The following is a 16,031-nucleotide window of genomic DNA, read 5'->3' as shown; positions in this document are numbered from 1 at the left end:
TTCCATGGCCTTTTTGGGTTATGATACTTATCCTTAAAAAGTTCCTACTTCATAACCTGTCTGGGAAGGTAAAGTGAAATATCAGGCCAAACCACCAGTAGCAGCAAGACCGCAATCATAATCGCGATAAACGGAAGAACCCCTTTCACCACTTCTTCTAAACGCTCTTTGGCCATCGAACCAACTACAAAGAGATTCAAACCCACCGGCGGCGTGATCATTGCCAGTTCCATGTTGACTGTCATGACAATAGCAAAGTGTATCGGGTCAATGCCCAAATGCTTGATAATTGGCAGGAGAATGGGCAGGGTGATAAGAATGATAGAGACTGCCTCCAGGAAAGTGCCCATGATGAAGAACATGAGCTGGGTGACCAGAAAGAACATAAAGACATTTAAGTTTGCTTCCCCAATCCACTGCGCTACCTTGTTTGGAACCTGGTTATTCGTTAAGAAGAGGGCGAAAACCATGGCAGCGGCAATGATTAGGAAAATCATAGAGGATGTATTGATGGTTTCCCTTAAGACAGGGCGGATATCTTTGAAGTGCAGCTCTTTATAGACAAAAACCGAAATAATGATGGTATAGAATACTGCCACAACTGCCGCTTCAGTGGGCGTAGCCACCCCTTTATAGATGGTACCCAGAATCAGTACGGGCAATAATGCTCCTGGGATTGCTTTAACAGTAGCCCGCCAGCGCTCACCCCAAGAATGTTTTTCCCCTATTCCGTAATTGTTTTTCTTAGCATAAATAATAGCTATGGCAACAAGCACTCCGCCGAGCAGAAGCCCAGGCAGAATTCCGGCCATAAAGAGTTTGCCGATCGATTCGTCAGAAGTAACACCGTAAACAATCAATGGAATACTCGGAGGGATCAGTATCCCTAAAGTACCGGAAGCTGCTATAAGCCCCATGGCATAACGCCTTGGATAGCCGCCTTTCTCCATCGCAGGCAACATAATTGCTCCAATGGCTGCAGCCGTTGCTGGACTGGACCCGGAAATAGCCGCAAAAATCATACAGGACAAGATCGTGACCACGGAGAGCCCGCCCGGCAAATGCCCAATCCAAGACCTCAAAGCATTAATCAGGTATTTTGAAACCCCACCCCGGGACATTAACACCCCAGCTAAGACATAACCCGGAATTGCCATTAAGGGTGCTGAATTTAGCCCCGCAAACATACGCTGCGGAATCATCATTAAATTGAAGTCACTGGTCGCCATAATCACCGCAATCGTCGACATGGCCAAGCTAATGGCAATAGGTACATTGAGCAGGAACAGAACTATGAATAAACTAAAGAGCGCTGCTACTATCATGTGAGCTCACCTCCCCTTCACGCTCGGCCATCCAGTCCTTGCCATTGTGCCGCAAAGTCTCGTACAGTTTTACTAAGAAGCGGAAAGTTAACATCAACCCGGCTATTGGCAAAATGCTATACACAATATACAAGGGAATGCCAACATCCGTGGAACGCTGACCGGTACGGTGCACAAAAGCCACAAGCTTATACCCGTAATAAGCCAGGAAAAGGCTGAATGCAGTCCCTACACTATGGGCGAAAACCGTAACAAAGTATTTAACCCTTAACGGAAAACGGTCAAAGAGCATATCGACCTTGATATGGTGGTCATTACGCAATGCTACACTCGTTCCGATCAATGTCCCCCAGATGATCAGGTATTGTGATACCTCATCAACCCAGGACTTGGGTGCGTTGAAGACGTAGCGCATAATAACTCCGTAAAAAATCGCAGTTACCCCAATAAATAAAAGGCCACCAGATACAATATCTTCTAAGAACTCATACACCCGCCAAAATGTCTTCATCTCTTTCACCACCTATATCTCATCTCTTAAATAAGGCCGGTTTTTAAGAAGGGTCCTTCACGGGAAGGACCCTTTTCATTTACAGAACTTTAGTTTCTCTAAAGCTACTTTTTCGCTGCAGCTTTGGCTGCATCAAGCAAGTCCTTCCCAATTACACTTTCAAATTGGGTATAGACCGGCTGCATCGCTTGTTGGAAAACTGCCAACTGGGCCTCATTCAGAACCGTAAATTCCATTTTGCCGCTATTTTTAAGGTTATTCATACTCTTTTGGTCAAGCTCATCCGCCAACTGAATCTCATATTTAGTGGCTTCGGCCATGGCTTCATCCAAAGCTTTGCGAATATCAGCGGGAAGGCCGTCCCAGAATGTCTTGTTCACAATGATCATATAGTCAATGCGGCCGTGATTAGAGACAGTTAAATATTTCTGTACTTCCTGATACTTCTGGGTATCAATGTTATTGAATGTATTCTCCTGTGCTTTAACAGTTCCTTGCTGGAGGGCGGCGTATGTCTCACCAAAAGCTATGGTGGCAGACCCTGCGCCGAGGGCGGTAAATTGGGCTTCCAGAACCTTTCCGGCTTGCGTCCTGAACTTTATGCCTTTGAAATCTTTGGGCTCAACCAACGGACGTTCACTATTGGTAAATTGTTTGAAACCGTTCGGCCACATGGCCAAGCCCATTACGTTAAACTTACCGAGGCTATTCATCAGCTTCTTATTGACATCGCTTTCCCAGAATTTATATACGGCTTCATTGTTCGGGAACAAGAAGGGTAGATCAACATATTGGAATTGAGGATTCATACCCACCAGCTTGGTAACTGAGGGCGCAATAATTTGAACATTCCCGGACTGAACAGCTTCCAGTTCTTCTTTATCCCCGTAAAGCTGGGATGAGGGATAGACCTCCACTTTGACTTTGCCATTAGTTTTCTGCTCTGCCAGTTGTTTGAATTTCTCGGCAGCCATACCTTTCGGGGAATCCGGAGTTGTAACGTGGGCAAACTTCACGATAATGGGTGCACTTCCTTTGTCTCCACCGGCAGTGGAACTGCCACACCCTGCTAAGGTAAGCGATAACATTACTACTAAGACCACCATGATTGAAAAAAACTTGTTTCTACGCATTCTTTCTCCTCCTCCAGTTGAATTTAAATTATTCCATTCTCTCATCCCAGACGCTCTCTGCCCCTCCTCACCCCCTTTCGAATTCGCTCATACCTCACAACCCTTTTCCCTTCAACCCACGGATTATACCCGTCCAATCCGGCCCGACTTCCTCGGCTAAACGGTCATAAACCGGAAGTAATTCTTGCTGCCACGACTTTTCTTCATCTAAAGTCAGAAAATGTATCTTAAGTTGACCTTGTTTTTTAAGCTCCTCCAAATGGTTATTATTTACTTCCTCAGCCCTCTGTTGTTGCCAAGCAGTTACTTCCGCCAGGGTATCTTCCAGAATCTTACGCACCTCATCTGGCAGTTTGTTCCAAAATTCTGAATTCGCAAGCACGACGTATCCAATATATCCATGATTGCTAACGGTTAAGTATTTTTGAACCTGGTCGAACCTTTGCGTATAAATGTTGGAAATCGTATTTTCTTCTCCGTCTACATTTCCTGCTGCCAAAGCTTGATGAACATCACTGAAAGGCATTGGATAGGCCGCCGCATCAAAGCGTTCAAATTGCTGCTCCAATACTTTCGAAGGCATGACCCTAAAACTTAGCCCCTTAAAATCCTGCGGCTGGATAAGAGGACGCTTACTGTTGGTAATCTGCTTAAAACCGTTATCCCACATCGCTAAACCAAGCATCCCTTGATGTTCAAGCTGCGTAAAGAGTTTCTCACCTATCGGACCGTTCATTAAACTATGCACGTTCGCCAGATTCTTAAAAGCATACGGCAGATCTAATATCTGCCATGCAGGAGACAGCGCAGACATTTTCGAAGTTGCAGGGGCTATCATTTGCACGGACCCATTTTTTAAGGCATCAAATTCTTCTCCGTCTTTATACAGTGATGAATCAGGAAACACCTGAACTTCAACATATCCCCCCGTTCTTTGCCTGACTAAATCAGCGAATCTCTCGGCAGCAAGACCCTTCGGTGTATTCTCGGCTACAACATGGGAAAACTTAATGACAATTCTTTCCCCTTTAGCTATTTGCTGCCCATCAGTTACGCGTGAACCACACCCTGATAATGTAAGCAAAAACAACCCGATTACAATCATGATAAATCTTCTGCCCATACCATCTACCTCTTGCTGAATACAGTATGCCGATAATTTCTAAAACAAAATCTCACTATATTCTGAGCTTCACTATATTCTGATAGTTGAGACTATTCTAAGCGCATTCACAATTGAACACAACGATTTGGCCATTTTGATATTATTGGTCATTTCGGTCACAGAACTTTATACTTATTAACAGGTCTCCCCACAGATCCGTAACGCGATTCCAGCCGGACCTTACCCATCTTTTCAAGATACTCTAAGTAGCGCCTGGCTGTAACTCTGGCTAATCCAACTCCCTCCGCAACTTCCTCAGCTGAAAAACCATGCCCTCCCTCGGACAGAAACTTTAGAACTTGGTTAAGAGTGAGTGTGCGCAGACCCTTGGGTAAATTTTCTTCAATCCCGCTGTTCGTCTTCTGCTCCATCACGGGGGTATTCAAACTCATGATTCTGTCCAATTCCTCTTGGTCAATAGCCCCATTATCTGCTAATTTCTCGATATATTTTCGATACTTTTCCAGGGCTAGCTTTAACCGTTCAAACTTAAACGGCTTAATAATATAATCGACTGCCCCAAAGCGCAAAAGATCCTGTACAGTCTTAACGTCATGGGCCGCAGTAATCATGATGAAATCTGTTGGAATACCGGAACTGCGGATATCTTTTAAGACCTGGACCCCATCAATATCAGGTAAATAAATATCTAAAATAACCAGACGCGGTCGCAGTGACTTAATCAGGTGCAAGCCATCTTGACCGGATCTGGCTGTGCCTACAACTCGGAAACCCCCAATCTGCTCAATGAAGCCTTCATTTACAGCCATTACCATCGGATCGTCTTCAACCATTACCAGATCGACCAGACCCATCGTTCTTACCCCCTCGAATTTAAATAGTATGAATAGGAAGCTTAACCAGGAACCTTGTGCCCCAGTTGCCGGATTCAAGTTCCAGCCGGCCGCTTGCCTTATCCACGGCAGTTTTCACCAAATATAGTCCTATACCACGGTTGTCCAGATCTTTCGTGGTAAATCCCCGTTCAAATATTTTCTGTTGAAGGTCAGGAGATATTCCCGGTCCTGTGTCCTCTACACTCATTACGAGTTCGTTTAACTCTTGTTTGATATAGCAGTGAACTTCCCGCAGCTTTTGGCTTACCACTGCTTCGAGGGCATTCTCCACGAGATTTCCAATAATTATCACCAGGGTGCTTGTTTCTATGTTTACCGGTACTTCGCCCAAAAAAGAATCGTGATCAAAGAACATTTCCACTTTGAGTTCTTTGGCACGGTTATATTTCCCGAGTAAGAGTCCGGCCACAGCAGGGTTTAAGATGTGTTTACTCAAAAAACGCGTCACTTCTTGCTGTTCCTCAGTGACTGCAAAAACATAGTCTAACGCTTCTTGATGCTTGTTTAATTGGATTAGCCCTGCGATGGTATGCAGTTTATTTAGGTACTCATGATTCTGGACCCTTAAACCTTCGATAAAAGTTTTGACGCCCGTCAGTTCCTCAGCCATTTTATTGACCTCAGTCTTATCACGAAATGTGATTACTCCTCCTACAACTTTCTCCTTCACCTTTATAGGCAAAAAGTTAGCTAGAACGAGGGTTTCGCTCATTGCCAATTCACGGTTAAAGTGGGTCTCCCCAGTTTCCATAGCATCATTGATCCCCGCGCGCACAGGATCTTGCGGCAATATTTCTTCAACCTCACCTTGGTGATCACCTATAATGCGGCGGGCTTCCGTATTTTTAACTGTGATCTTAAATTCCCGGTCCACGGCAATAACCCCTTCCCCCATGGACTGAAAAATTGCAACCCTTTCCTCAAGTATCCGCGCTATTTCTTGGGGTTCAAGGCTAAACATATTCTTTTTTATATTTCTGGCTAAGAAAAAAGAGCCGACTACTCCAAAAATAACCCCTATTAAAAGAGAGGAATAGAGCTGAAGACGAAGAGCCCTTAAAGCTTCAGTGATGGTAGGCACTAAAATCCCAACAGCCACTGCTCCTACTTGGCGTGTGCCCTCATCTGTCATCACCGGCACAAACGCCCGCACGGAAGGCCCCGCCACCCCGACCGCCTGCGACAGGTACTCCTGTTTGCGCAAGGACGGCCACTCATCCCCATCATCAAACACCGTGCCGATCCGGTCTTCAAGTGGATGAGAATACCTTACCCGATCCATATCGAAGGCGACAACGTATTCTACCCCGGTAGCCAAGCGTATGCGTTCAGCGATAGGTTGAATTGCCTTGGCCCCATCAGGCTTACCCAGGTTTTCCTGAAGATCTTTCAACTCGGCCACAGTACGCGCTATCGCCAAAGCACGCATCCCGATTTCTTTCTCCTCGGCAGCGGTTGTCCGTTCAACAATTACTACTCCGGCCAAAAGCACGGACAAAAGCACCAGTGTAAAAGACAAAAGCGCAATCTTGGTGCGCAGCTTTAACTGAAAAGGAATTAGCTTCATCTATGCCACCTACGGTAATTTATTTTCTGTTAATAATGAAATTAACTGTAGCTAGAATACCTAATTCAGAAAATTATGCAACCTTGAAGATATATTCGGCTAGTCCCTGACTTTCCCTGCTTAATTTTTAGAAATAAATTCTTCCATTTATGTCTAGTGACCCCACTGAAAAAAGTTCTCGGTTTCCCACACCCCATCTTTATGCGCGCCAAAAAAACAGGCTCACCTTCCCTATGAACCTGTCTAAAAATACAATGTCGACTTGTTTAATTTTAATACCCGAAACGGAACGACTTGTTAAAACCTAGCTTAAGACTTGATGCGTTATCCCTTCCAGGAATTTTACAACTTCCGTATGATCTAGGTTCGGATCTCCTGACCGTAACGCTGCCTCATAAATTTGTTCAACTGCAGAGGCCAAAAAAACAGGCACCTTGTTATCCCTGGCCAGAGATGTTGCCATTTTCACATCCTTTAGTAGCAGTTCAAGGGAAAAACCGGAGTCAAAGGTACGCGGTAAAACAAAATTAGGGAACTTGTAGTGAGCTGAATAACTTTGTCCCGAGCTGGTATTGATACTTAGCTCATATGATGAGAACGTATTTTAGCATCCATCTTATGTTTAATAGCCAAGTCAATTGACGCACCTGCAGGTGCCCGTTTTTCTGCCGACGGCAAAAGAGTTTTGGCATCGCCGCATACATGACGAAACTCATTGCCAAAGACCAGGGTATGAATAATTGCTGAGCCGTGTTCTACTTCACCATCTAACCCTACCAAAGCCGCTTTACCATAACCTTCACACTCTTCCCCGCTAAGACCAAGAGCCTGTAAAGCCTTATCAGGCAGCATGCGCCCGAGTTGAGCTGAATATTCGTCAATCAGTGGCTGCAGATCTTCAACATACTGACCGGCAAAAGGGTTTTTGATGACAGCCGCGGCGACCGCCACCCGCACAGGCTTGTTAGCTTGTTTGAAACCCTCGATGTAAGTCTCCTCCATTGTCGTGACAATTTTTCTGATTTCCATTAAACTTTCCTTCTTTCTTATAAAATTAGTGAACAAATAACAAATCCAATGAGTAAAGTGCCCTTCTCTCTTGCTCCTGTATAGCCTCTTTCCCTTTGTTCCAGTTCCCAGTCTTCAACGCCTCTACCTGGTGCAGGTGTTCTTCGTACGAGTGAATGAGATTACGGCCTTGGGCCGATGTCAAAATCCTTAACGGCCGGGCAGAGCGGCAGAGAGAGTGATACAACTCCAGTAAGACTTCATTGCTCGCAAGGGTAAAAATAATGTTATGAAATTTTTCGTTCAGCTCATAAAAACCATGAATGTTTTCCATTCGCACACAGTCTAGTTGTTCGTGCAAGTTGTCCTGCAGCCCCGCAAGATCGATCGCAGGATTCGTTCGGGGGAATCTTTTATAAAAGTTAATTTTATCACGGTTGTGACTTAGGTCACGGCTTTAGATACCGCTTTCTGATATACTTTTACCAACATAGAGGCTAGTGCACTGCTTTATGGCAGGCGCATCGGAAAGGAGCAACATTATGTTACCTGGCAAAGCCTTAACCACAGCTATGGGCATTCTGCCCCATACCGACCTAGACAAAGCTCTGGAATTATCTCTTTCTCTGGACATTCCATTTTGGCCTCAACTCCCACGCTTTCGCTTCAAAGAGGATATGTATGCTCAATTCGCCGAACATTTCCCAGGGATTATTATAGATGAAGACAAAGAGCTTCTTCGTTTTTCCAACGAACTTTTTGCCGCTCAATTGGACGAATACCTGGCAACCAGCGCCGCTCCATCGTCCTTCGCCCTTTCACCCGAGTTTTCCGTGGCCCTGCGCGCTTTCCTGGATCTCGATCTGTCTAAATATTCTATGATCAGGGGCCAGACAGTAGGGCCGGTTAGTTTTGGCTTAAAAATCTGTGATGAAGACCTCAAGCCCATGATTTATAATGACTTCGTGCGCGAAATCCTGTACGACTTTCTTAGACAAAAAATAACTTGGCAATACCACGAATTAGCAAAGGTTCATCCCGACCCTTTCGTGTGGCTGGATGAACCCGGTTTGGAAATGATATTTAACTCTTTTAGCGCCTATACTTCCGAACTGGCACAAACTGAATACCGCGCTTTTCTGGCCCAGCTTCCCGGTCCTAAAGGGGTACACCTCTGCGGCAATCCTGACTGGTCGTTTCTCCTTGGCGCTGACCTGGATATCCTTTCTGTAGATGCCTTTAGCTGGGGGCATATCCTGGTGCGTTATCTTGATGAAGTCAAAGAATTTCTGCACAAAGGAGGAATCATCGCCTGGGGCATCACGCCCACGCTCACCTCGGAACTGGAAACGGAAACCGCAGATACGCTCACAGACCGCCTGCTTAAGCTGTGGGAGTACCTGGGTACACACGGCCTTGATGAACAACTAATATTTGACCGCTCCTGGCTGGCCCCTTCCCGCTGCTGCCTAATCAATGCCGATGGTACAGCCAGTGTTAATCAGTCCTTTAGGCTTCTTCAAGAAATCTCTGAGAAGATTCGCTCTGGCTCAAGCCGATAACTGATTTTTCACCTAATAATCTTAGCTGCTTCTTGCGCCTGCTTGATGAACTCACGTATTAACCGGGCATCTTTCCTCCCCGCCAATTCAACTCCCGAACTTACATCTACTGCCTCAGAGTGAACCGCCAGGATTCCTTCTTTGACGTTTTCCGGGCTAAGGCCGCCCGCCAGGATTAAAGGAATCCCCAGAGCTTTAATACTCGCAAATAAATTCTGCACTTCAGAGTTATTCCATGCTACAGGATGCCCTGTCCCACCAAATTGCCCTAATACAACAGAATCTACGAGGATACCTTGAATCAGCCCCTGCCACCGTCTTAACTGCATCCCAAAATCTTGTCCTATTTCTACAGTCAATTCCTGCTTACCCGCCTGTATAACATTTTCATCTGTACCCTTGCCCATACTATCGTTACCCTCTGGCGCGAATTCCCCGCGTGTCACTTTCACCTTGACAGCCTTAATCAAAGGTAAACTTAAATGGCGGAAATCTTCAGGGTTTTCATCTCCGTGCAGTTGGACAGCTGTCAAACCACTAATCTTCGCAATTCTCTCCACCTCATTAGGGGTAGAATCAACAAACACCCCCACCCTGGCTACAAAAGGGGAAATTCTGGTTGTAATCTCACGCACAGATACGGGATCTACGTAACGCTTGCTATGGGGGGCAAATACAAAACCCAGAGCATCTGCTCCGGCATTCACTGCCATCAATGCTTCCTCAAAGGAACGAATCCCGCAGATTTTTACCCTGACCAAAGTGAACACCCCCCTAGCAAGACGTACGTTTCCGCGACCGACCTTCAGCGAGCAACGCTGCGATATGAGCCGCAGGGTTGCCGCTGCGGACACACGATTCCCCGACTAAAACGGCGCTAACCCCGGCAGCTGCCACACGCCCGGCGTGTTCCGGAGTATGAATCCCACTTTCGCTTACCACCAGGCAGCCCTCAGGTATCATTTCCATAAGTTCGGAAGTTGTATCTAATCTCACCTCAAAAGTCCTTAAGTTCCGGTTGTTGATTCCTATTGTCCTGGCTCCTGCAGCTAGAGCTATTTTAACTTCTTCCCGGTCATGGCATTCAACCAATATCTCCAATCCCATTTCTGCGGCCAGTTTGAGAAGTGGTACAAGTTCTTTTTCTCCCAGGAGGGCAACTATCAAGAGTATTACATCCGCTCCGCAGACCCTACTTTCCACCACTTGATATTCGGTAAAGATAAAATCTTTCCGTAAGACGGGGAGCTTGCTCTGAGTGCGAACATTCACCAAATCCTCAATCGTTCCCTGAAAAAAATCCTCTTCTGTTAACACGGAAATTACTCCCGCTCCCCCTTGTTCATACCCCTGCACCAGTTCAGGGAGAGAACAAGCCCAGGGAATTGGCCCTAAACTCGGAGAAGCCCGTTTTACTTCAGCAATAACATCAAATCTTGCTGGTGCCAAAGGCCAAGGTCGGTGCTGTGGAGCGTCCTGTACGCGTCGCAAAAGTTCTTTTAACGGCACCCGGCTTTGCGCCTGATTCAACCTTTCTTGCTTCTTGGCTACAATCTTTTGTAAGATATCAGCACCCATGTAATCTTCTCCCCTTTACATACAGAAAACCGGCACTCAAATGAGTAACGGCTTGTTTCACACCAGCTTGCTCATCTCAGCTCCACTCTACTCTACTCTACTCTACTCTACTCTACTCTACTCAACTTAACTCATACTGTGATCAATTGCCCGAACTTAGCTCGAACTGAACACGACCTAAGATCTAACTCGCCCACACTACTTTACTTTTAGCTCTAACTTATTATAATTCTTGTTTATTTCTAGTATACGAAAGCTTTCTCTAGCGGTCAAGTGAACCACCCCCGCTTACGCTACGCTAAGAAGCGGGGGCTTCTTAGCGTAACTTAGGCATCGGCTTCCTGCTTCATCAACCACTGCCCTCAGTTTTAGTTTCAGGTCTTACACGATTTCCACAGGCGTAACTTCGGGCGGTTCCCGCCCTACAAGAAATCTATTTTAGGCGATGCTTTTCAACCCGCGCTCCAGAATAAGTTTGGCACTTACCCAGTCCCGATCCATCACTAATCCGCAGGCCGGGCACTCATGCACACGGACACTTAGGTCTTTCGGCACTTTTTCTCCGCACAAGCAGGTTTGCGATGTACCTTTGGGATCAACTAGAACAAATCGCTTCCCGCACACTGGCTTGATGGAGAAAGTTTCCACGCTGATTCGCTATTTTAGCATGAATTTTTGCTACGGTTGCCTTCGCTTTCCCTTGGTTGTGTGAACCTTTCTTTTTGCGGGATAGCCTGCGCTGTGCCTTGGCAAGTTTTTTCTCCATCTGGCGGAAGTGCTTCGGGTTATCAATAAACGTTCCGTCGGAGAGAACTGCAAAGTAGTTTAGACCAACATCTATGCCCACCGCCTTAGCGGAATCTTCCACAGGCACTGAATCCGGTATTTCGGCGGTTAGATTCGCATACCACTTGCAGCCATGGTATTTGACATTGACACGTGTTACAGCCTCTGCTGGGAACTCCCGGTGGGTTTTGATCTTGACAAAACCAATTTTAGACAGATAGATGTAGTCGGGTTTACTGAATGTCTTCTTTACGTTAACAATTTGCACATTCTCACCTCTTTTCCCCTTGAGATTCGATATACTTTTTCAGGGTTTCCAAAGGTACCCCACCAGTTGTCAACAAACAGTAGCTTTGAGACCAGAAATATTCTTTCCAGAGTTGATGCCGGACTTGAGGAAATTCCTTCTTACTGATTACATTATACTAGGATATTTTGCCAGAAACCATAGAATTTTGGTGGATGCGGCCCCAAATTACTATTTTAGCCATTCAATAGCTTGAGCAGGGCAAACATCTACACACTTTAGGCAAGTGAGACAATTCTTATCAATCTGACCCCCTTGGTGCTCGATCGCTCCTTTTAAGACTTCCGGTTGAGGGCACACTTTAGTGCAGGCCTTACAGCTTGTACATTTAGTGGTTACCTGCAGCTGCGGGGACCCAAGGGCTACGCCGATTGCCCCCCAGGGACAAATGTAATTGCACCATGTCCGGCCGCCTTTCCAGAAAGCCAGAATCAGAATGAGAGGAAAGGCGATAACAAATGGACAGATGATCCACAAAATCCAAAGCTTCGTAAAGGCTGCTGCCCAATAAGTTTGAGACATAGATGGGGGTAAACCCATTTTCCATGGGCTAAAAGTAATGATGAAAATGGCAATAAACAGTGTTACAAAGGCTTTGCGCAATTGCCTTGACTTTAAGATGCTGCCTGCCTTGTTCACCGGATTGATTCCATCAGCAATAAAACTAGTTGGGCAATATTGGCCGCAATAATGCCTGCCGAATTTAGCGGGCAGGATAAAGGCGCCGATAACCCCCAGGACCGGGATAAAGTACCACTCCAAAGGGGCTTTGTACCATGGATTCTGAATCAATGACAAGAGCATTAAGATGAACAAAATAAGGAATAGAAAAAAGGAAGTGCGCTGGTTGCGTCGACGGATTGCACCGAACGTGATTTTAGACATCTTGAATTGCCTCCTCTTTACGCGTGTTTCGACTCCGAATCGTCATAGATTAAATACCTTCACTAGAATGAACATTCTTTCTATAACCGGCTTATACCATCACTTCCTTTCACCATAATCCATAAGGAACAGGGAAAGCCTGCTACTTATGAATTGCGCGCCAGGCCAGAGTAAATGTTTCCTCAAAAACTTCGGGCAAGCTTTGTTTTAACACTCCTCTGATCCTTAGTTCAACGACCTTAAGGACAGCACCCATAAATACCCCTGCCGCTAGTTCCGCACTCCCCTCACGCACTTCGCCCGCAAGCATTCCTTCCCTAATCCAGGCAGTGACCGCGGCAAACGGTTCAGAGAGGCATATTGGCACATGTTCAGGAAATATTTCTGCGTGACGCATAAATAGCATGTATTCCATTTTAAGGGGATCGTCCTCACAAAGAATGTATAAGTACCGCACCAAAGCCTTAAGTTTAGCCTCAGTACCGGTTAACTCAAGCGTGTGCCCGTGCATTGCCTGTACGAAAGATCGCAGCGTCTCCTCATACAATTCTTTCGCCAACTCTTGCTTATTCTCAAAGTGGTGATAAATTGAGCCTATGCTTACTTCCGAAGTGCGTACGATGTCAGGAATTGAAGTATTAAAATAACCTCTTTGCACAAACAGTTTACGGGCGGTATCCATTACTTTCTGCCGTGTTTCGTCAGGTCTGAGACGAGCCTTTTCCATTATTTCCTCCTAGAAAGAATGTTCATTCTAATAATACCAGAAAAATTATCCTTATTCTACTATTAGAAACGGAATACCTATGAACTTGCGCTGTTTAACGAGCCTCCTTGCTGACATCTACTTCACTTCCCTATCAAGTCTCCTCTCAATTTCTTCATCAGTCAAATCCCATTCCCGCATCATATCACGGGCCCGTTGCCGTTGTTCCACATACAAAGCCCGTCTTTTTTCTCTTTCGTCGGCATGATCGTAATTCCTTCTTCCCATGTTGCGCCAGGCCCGATAGATCAAGTAACTGAGCACGGAAGTTATGATCAACATGAGCAAACTTTCGAGTGGACTGCCAAAACCAAATCCTATAATCACAATAGCAACCCTCCTAGCTAGACTCAACTAGTGAACTATTGATAACTATTATATCCATCTACAAGAGTTTGGCAAAGAGCAAACAACAAAACGCTAACGCGGGACAGTTTGTGTATCGTCCTTGCTAGCGTTTACGATAAAACTCGCATTTTACTGGATATCTCAAAAAACTCGTATTATACTTGACCCCTTCGACCTTACTCGAGTTCTAACTTCTTCCTCTCAAAGAACCTCTAACTTGCGATTGAACCGCGAAACTCTCGGAATTCGGTCTTTCCTCTCAATGACCCGGGGTACGTTCCCTGGGTCTCCAAGTTTACGCCAAAGTGTGGTGCGTCCGATACCCAGAGCGCTCGCAGCTTTTCCGTGATCCCCACCACTATGGCGCAGAGTATGCCTGATAATCTGTTTTTCCACATTATTAATAATCTTTTTTAAGGTACCCTCGACCTCGACCTGAATTGAAGAAGTGCTGCGAGCCGAAGAAACCAACACCTGGGTGCCACAGTGCTGCTCAAACATCTCTTCCCCTTGCTTCAAGGCCTCACTTTCACTTAAGCCTTTAATTAGCACGGCCAACCGCCGTACAATATTCTCTAATTCCCGCACATTACCGGGCCATGAATAATCATTCTTGGCCGTAATGATGGAAGTAATTATCTTTTTCTGTCTTACTGAAGCCTCGGAACACTTATTCAAAATCTCCGTGATCAAATACGGGAGATCATCACGCCGCTCCCATAGGGACGGAACATTCAAGTGCAAGACATCTAGGCGATAAAATAAGTCGTTCCGAAACTTTCCGGCAGTCACCAATTCGCGCAAATCCCGGTGCGTGGCCGCGATGATGCGCACATCAACCCGGACTACGCGATCCCCACCAATCCGGCGCACTTCTTTCTCCTGAATCACGCGCAACAGTTTAGCCTGCACCTCAAGCGGCATTTCCCCTATTTCATCAAGAAAGAGCGTGCCCCCATGAGCAAGTTCAAACAGACCTGCCTTCCCACCTTTGCGGGCACCGGTAAAAGATCCCTCTGAATAACCAAAGAGCTCGCTTTCGAGCAATGTAGCCGGGATAGCGGCGCAGTTTACAGCCACAAAGGTCTTATGTTTACGGTGTGAGACACCATGTATGCTTTGCGCAAATAACTCTTTACCCGTTCCACTTTCTCCTAGAATCAAAATTGTCTCTTCTGTCCCTGCATATTTTTTTGCTTGTTCAACCGCTAAGTATATCGCTTTGCTATGTCCACGGATATCCGCGAAATTGTACCGGATATCCTGGGTCTTAATTGCCAACTCTTTACGAATTTTCTCCTCCACATCCTGAATGGACTGAACCCCCTGGAAACTGGCCACCGTTCCGGAAATCTCCTCCCCGCTGATAATCGGCACCCGGTTAACTACCAGTTTGGCATTGCCAACCTGGGCGATTTCCCCGATAATCGGTTCCTGGGTTACCAGCCCATCCTGCAGTTTAGCTGAAGGAAGAGCCTCGGAACAATGCCGTCCGAGCACTTCTTTTGCTTTCGTATTAAAAATATTTTCCGCGCCCCGGTTAAAAAGAGTGATGATCCCGCGCTCGTCTGTGGCCACTATCCCTTCATAAGAGCAATCCAGAATTGCCTTGAGCCGCAAATTTTCCTTGCGTTCCGTCCGGCGGGCCAGAGCCAGCCCCCTGGCTGACTCCAAAGCGTTTAGAAAAGACTCCTTGCTAATCGTCACCTGCTCGGTAATGAACCCCAGGGATGACGCGACCTGGCAGACAAACCCCCCACCGATCACGACCTCATCCGTGCCCTGAAGTTCTTCAAGAATACCTTCCAAATGATTCGCATGATTAAACACAACCACATTCGGTTCAAAACCCAGGAGCTCAAAAATATCTGCAAAATCAACCGGAGCCTGGCGGTAAACAAACAACCTAAGCTTGCGGTCGTACCTTTTAGCTGCCTTGGCCAAGGGATAAAAGATGTCAAACTTATTTTCCGGTACAGATACTACCGGTATCGCAGTTTGTTCCCTGATAAAGATAGAATTGCCGCGGGTGGATACAATAACTTCTACCCCTTTGTCTTCGAAATAGCGAAGCCCAGGCTCGGCACTTTCCAAAGCCCCCTCATAGACCATTATTTTTAGCCCGGCCACTTGTCCCACCTGACGACACAAAGCTGTTAAATGAGCATGAGTCGAAATGACCCCAATTAATACCGCGCTCTCCATATGGCTCCCCCATTCTATGCCAAAAGTT

18 protein-coding genes and 1 pseudogene are annotated in these 16,031 nt (G+C 46.1%); 1 reads left to right on the top strand and 18 read right to left on the bottom strand.

All coding sequences use genetic code 11. The features are described from left to right. Positions 1–44 precede the first annotated feature (44 nt). The 9 genes from ACYQ2N_RS17740 to ACYQ2N_RS17700 all read right to left on the bottom strand — a co-directional run bounded on the left by ACYQ2N_RS17740 (position 45) and on the right by ACYQ2N_RS17700 (position 7,954). Positions 45–1,325 (bottom strand): TRAP transporter large permease, encoded by a 1,281-nt coding sequence (locus ACYQ2N_RS17740; protein WP_460000752.1) that lies wholly within the window; start codon positions 1,323–1,325, stop codon positions 45–47. Then, on the bottom strand, positions 1,303–1,836 hold the full coding sequence (locus ACYQ2N_RS17735; RefSeq protein WP_460000751.1) for a TRAP transporter small permease: 534 nt from the start codon (positions 1,834–1,836) through the stop codon (positions 1,303–1,305). The genes ACYQ2N_RS17740 and ACYQ2N_RS17735 overlap by 23 nt, the downstream gene beginning before the upstream one ends. Positions 1,837–1,940: 104 nt before the next feature. Then, positions 1,941–2,969 carry a DctP family TRAP transporter solute-binding subunit gene (locus ACYQ2N_RS17730; protein ID WP_460000750.1) on the bottom strand — a complete coding sequence of 343 codons (1,029 nt, stop codon included), beginning with the start codon at positions 2,967–2,969 and terminating at the stop codon, positions 1,941–1,943. Positions 2,970–3,063: 94 nt separating this feature from the next. After that, on the bottom strand, positions 3,064–4,092 hold the full coding sequence (locus tag ACYQ2N_RS17725) for a TRAP transporter substrate-binding protein (protein ID WP_460000749.1): 1,029 nt from the start codon (positions 4,090–4,092) through the stop codon (positions 3,064–3,066). Positions 4,093–4,250: 158 nt separating this feature from the next. Further along, positions 4,251–4,949, bottom strand: a complete 699-nt coding sequence (locus tag ACYQ2N_RS17720; protein WP_460000748.1) for a response regulator — start codon at positions 4,947–4,949, stop codon at positions 4,251–4,253. Between the two features lie 19 nt (positions 4,950–4,968). Beyond that, positions 4,969–6,558 carry an ATP-binding protein gene (locus tag ACYQ2N_RS17715; RefSeq protein ID WP_460000747.1) on the bottom strand — a complete coding sequence of 530 codons (1,590 nt, stop codon included), beginning with the start codon at positions 6,556–6,558 and terminating at the stop codon, positions 4,969–4,971. Positions 6,559–6,862: 304 nt separating this feature from the next. Then, positions 6,863–7,135, bottom strand: a complete 273-nt coding sequence (locus ACYQ2N_RS17710; RefSeq protein WP_460001747.1) for an NAD-binding protein — start codon at positions 7,133–7,135, stop codon at positions 6,863–6,865. A gap of 2 nt (positions 7,136–7,137) precedes the next feature. Beyond that, positions 7,138–7,587 (bottom strand): amino acid synthesis family protein, encoded by a 450-nt coding sequence (locus ACYQ2N_RS17705; RefSeq protein WP_460000746.1) that lies wholly within the window; start codon positions 7,585–7,587, stop codon positions 7,138–7,140. A gap of 25 nt (positions 7,588–7,612) precedes the next feature. Then, positions 7,613–7,954 (bottom strand): FCD domain-containing protein, encoded by a 342-nt coding sequence (locus ACYQ2N_RS17700; RefSeq protein ID WP_460001746.1) that lies wholly within the window; start codon positions 7,952–7,954, stop codon positions 7,613–7,615. 154 nt (positions 7,955–8,108) lie between these two features. Here ACYQ2N_RS17700 and ACYQ2N_RS17695 point away from each other — a divergent pair, with 154 nt between their 5' ends. After that, a complete protein-coding gene (locus ACYQ2N_RS17695; protein WP_460000745.1) occupies positions 8,109–9,128 on the top strand; it encodes a uroporphyrinogen decarboxylase/cobalamine-independent methonine synthase family protein in 1,020 nt (339 codons plus the stop codon). Positions 9,129–9,136: 8 nt separating this feature from the next. On the opposite strand, the gene ACYQ2N_RS17690 is transcribed toward ACYQ2N_RS17695, so the two are convergent. From ACYQ2N_RS17690 to ACYQ2N_RS17650, 9 genes and pseudogenes are all read right to left on the bottom strand, one after another. Beyond that, a complete protein-coding gene (locus ACYQ2N_RS17690) occupies positions 9,137–9,889 on the bottom strand; it encodes a phosphoribosylanthranilate isomerase (protein ID WP_460000744.1) in 753 nt (250 codons plus the stop codon). A 13-nt stretch (positions 9,890–9,902) separates the two neighbouring features. After that, positions 9,903–10,706 carry an indole-3-glycerol phosphate synthase TrpC gene (gene trpC / locus ACYQ2N_RS17685; RefSeq protein ID WP_460000743.1) on the bottom strand — a complete coding sequence of 268 codons (804 nt, stop codon included), beginning with the start codon at positions 10,704–10,706 and terminating at the stop codon, positions 9,903–9,905. Positions 10,707–11,144: 438 nt separating this feature from the next. Continuing rightward, on the bottom strand, positions 11,145–11,330 hold the full coding sequence (locus ACYQ2N_RS17680) for a zinc ribbon domain-containing protein (protein WP_460000742.1): 186 nt from the start codon (positions 11,328–11,330) through the stop codon (positions 11,145–11,147). Beyond that, a complete protein-coding gene (locus ACYQ2N_RS17675; protein ID WP_460000741.1) occupies positions 11,302–11,760 on the bottom strand; it encodes an RNA-guided endonuclease InsQ/TnpB family protein in 459 nt (152 codons plus the stop codon). The genes ACYQ2N_RS17680 and ACYQ2N_RS17675 overlap by 29 nt, the downstream gene beginning before the upstream one ends. A gap of 4 nt (positions 11,761–11,764) precedes the next feature. Next, positions 11,765–11,902, bottom strand: a pseudogene (locus tag ACYQ2N_RS17670) (transposase); the annotation flags it as partial. 68 nt (positions 11,903–11,970) lie between these two features. Continuing rightward, positions 11,971–12,684 carry a 4Fe-4S binding protein gene (locus tag ACYQ2N_RS17665; RefSeq protein WP_460000740.1) on the bottom strand — a complete coding sequence of 238 codons (714 nt, stop codon included), beginning with the start codon at positions 12,682–12,684 and terminating at the stop codon, positions 11,971–11,973. A gap of 142 nt (positions 12,685–12,826) precedes the next feature. Then, entirely contained in the window at positions 12,827–13,411 is a 585-nt protein-coding gene (locus ACYQ2N_RS17660; RefSeq protein ID WP_460000739.1) for a TetR/AcrR family transcriptional regulator, read from the bottom strand. A 117-nt stretch (positions 13,412–13,528) separates the two neighbouring features. Further along, positions 13,529–13,777: an HAD family hydrolase gene (locus ACYQ2N_RS17655; protein WP_460000738.1), complete on the bottom strand. Its 249-nt coding sequence runs from the start codon at positions 13,775–13,777 to the stop codon at positions 13,529–13,531. Positions 13,778–13,999: 222 nt separating this feature from the next. Then, positions 14,000–16,003 (bottom strand): sigma 54-interacting transcriptional regulator, encoded by a 2,004-nt coding sequence (locus ACYQ2N_RS17650; RefSeq protein ID WP_460000737.1) that lies wholly within the window; start codon positions 16,001–16,003, stop codon positions 14,000–14,002. Positions 16,004–16,031: the final 28 nt, after the last annotated feature.

The organism is Paradesulfitobacterium aromaticivorans (genome assembly GCF_054657415.1).
This window is presented reverse-complemented; position numbering and strand designations above follow the sequence as displayed.

Bases quoted from the DNA above. Each gene is read 5' to 3' on its own strand.
- ACYQ2N_RS17730 (WP_460000750.1), bottom strand. From the start codon at position 2,969: ATGCGTAGAAACAAGTTTTTTTCAATCATGGTGGTCTTAGTAGTAATG.
- ACYQ2N_RS17715 (WP_460000747.1), bottom strand. From the start codon at position 6,558: ATGAAGCTAATTCCTTTTCAGTTAAAGCTGCGCACCAAGATTGCGCTT.
- ACYQ2N_RS17725 (WP_460000749.1), bottom strand. From the start codon at position 4,092: ATGGGCAGAAGATTTATCATGATTGTAATCGGGTTGTTTTTGCTTACA.
- ACYQ2N_RS17650 (WP_460000737.1), bottom strand. From the start codon at position 16,003: ATGGAGAGCGCGGTATTAATTGGGGTCATTTCGACTCATGCTCATTTA.
- ACYQ2N_RS17665 (WP_460000740.1), bottom strand. From the start codon at position 12,684: ATGTCTAAAATCACGTTCGGTGCAATCCGTCGACGCAACCAGCGCACT.
- ACYQ2N_RS17735 (WP_460000751.1), bottom strand. From the start codon at position 1,836: ATGAAGACATTTTGGCGGGTGTATGAGTTCTTAGAAGATATTGTATCT.
- ACYQ2N_RS17740 (WP_460000752.1), bottom strand. From the start codon at position 1,325: ATGATAGTAGCAGCGCTCTTTAGTTTATTCATAGTTCTGTTCCTGCTC.
- ACYQ2N_RS17705 (WP_460000746.1), bottom strand. From the start codon at position 7,587: ATGGAAATCAGAAAAATTGTCACGACAATGGAGGAGACTTACATCGAG.
- ACYQ2N_RS17695 (WP_460000745.1), top strand. From the start codon at position 8,109: ATGTTACCTGGCAAAGCCTTAACCACAGCTATGGGCATTCTGCCCCAT.
- trpC (WP_460000743.1), bottom strand. From the start codon at position 10,706: ATGGGTGCTGATATCTTACAAAAGATTGTAGCCAAGAAGCAAGAAAGG.
- ACYQ2N_RS17720 (WP_460000748.1), bottom strand. From the start codon at position 4,949: ATGGGTCTGGTCGATCTGGTAATGGTTGAAGACGATCCGATGGTAATG.
- ACYQ2N_RS17660 (WP_460000739.1), bottom strand. From the start codon at position 13,411: ATGGAAAAGGCTCGTCTCAGACCTGACGAAACACGGCAGAAAGTAATG.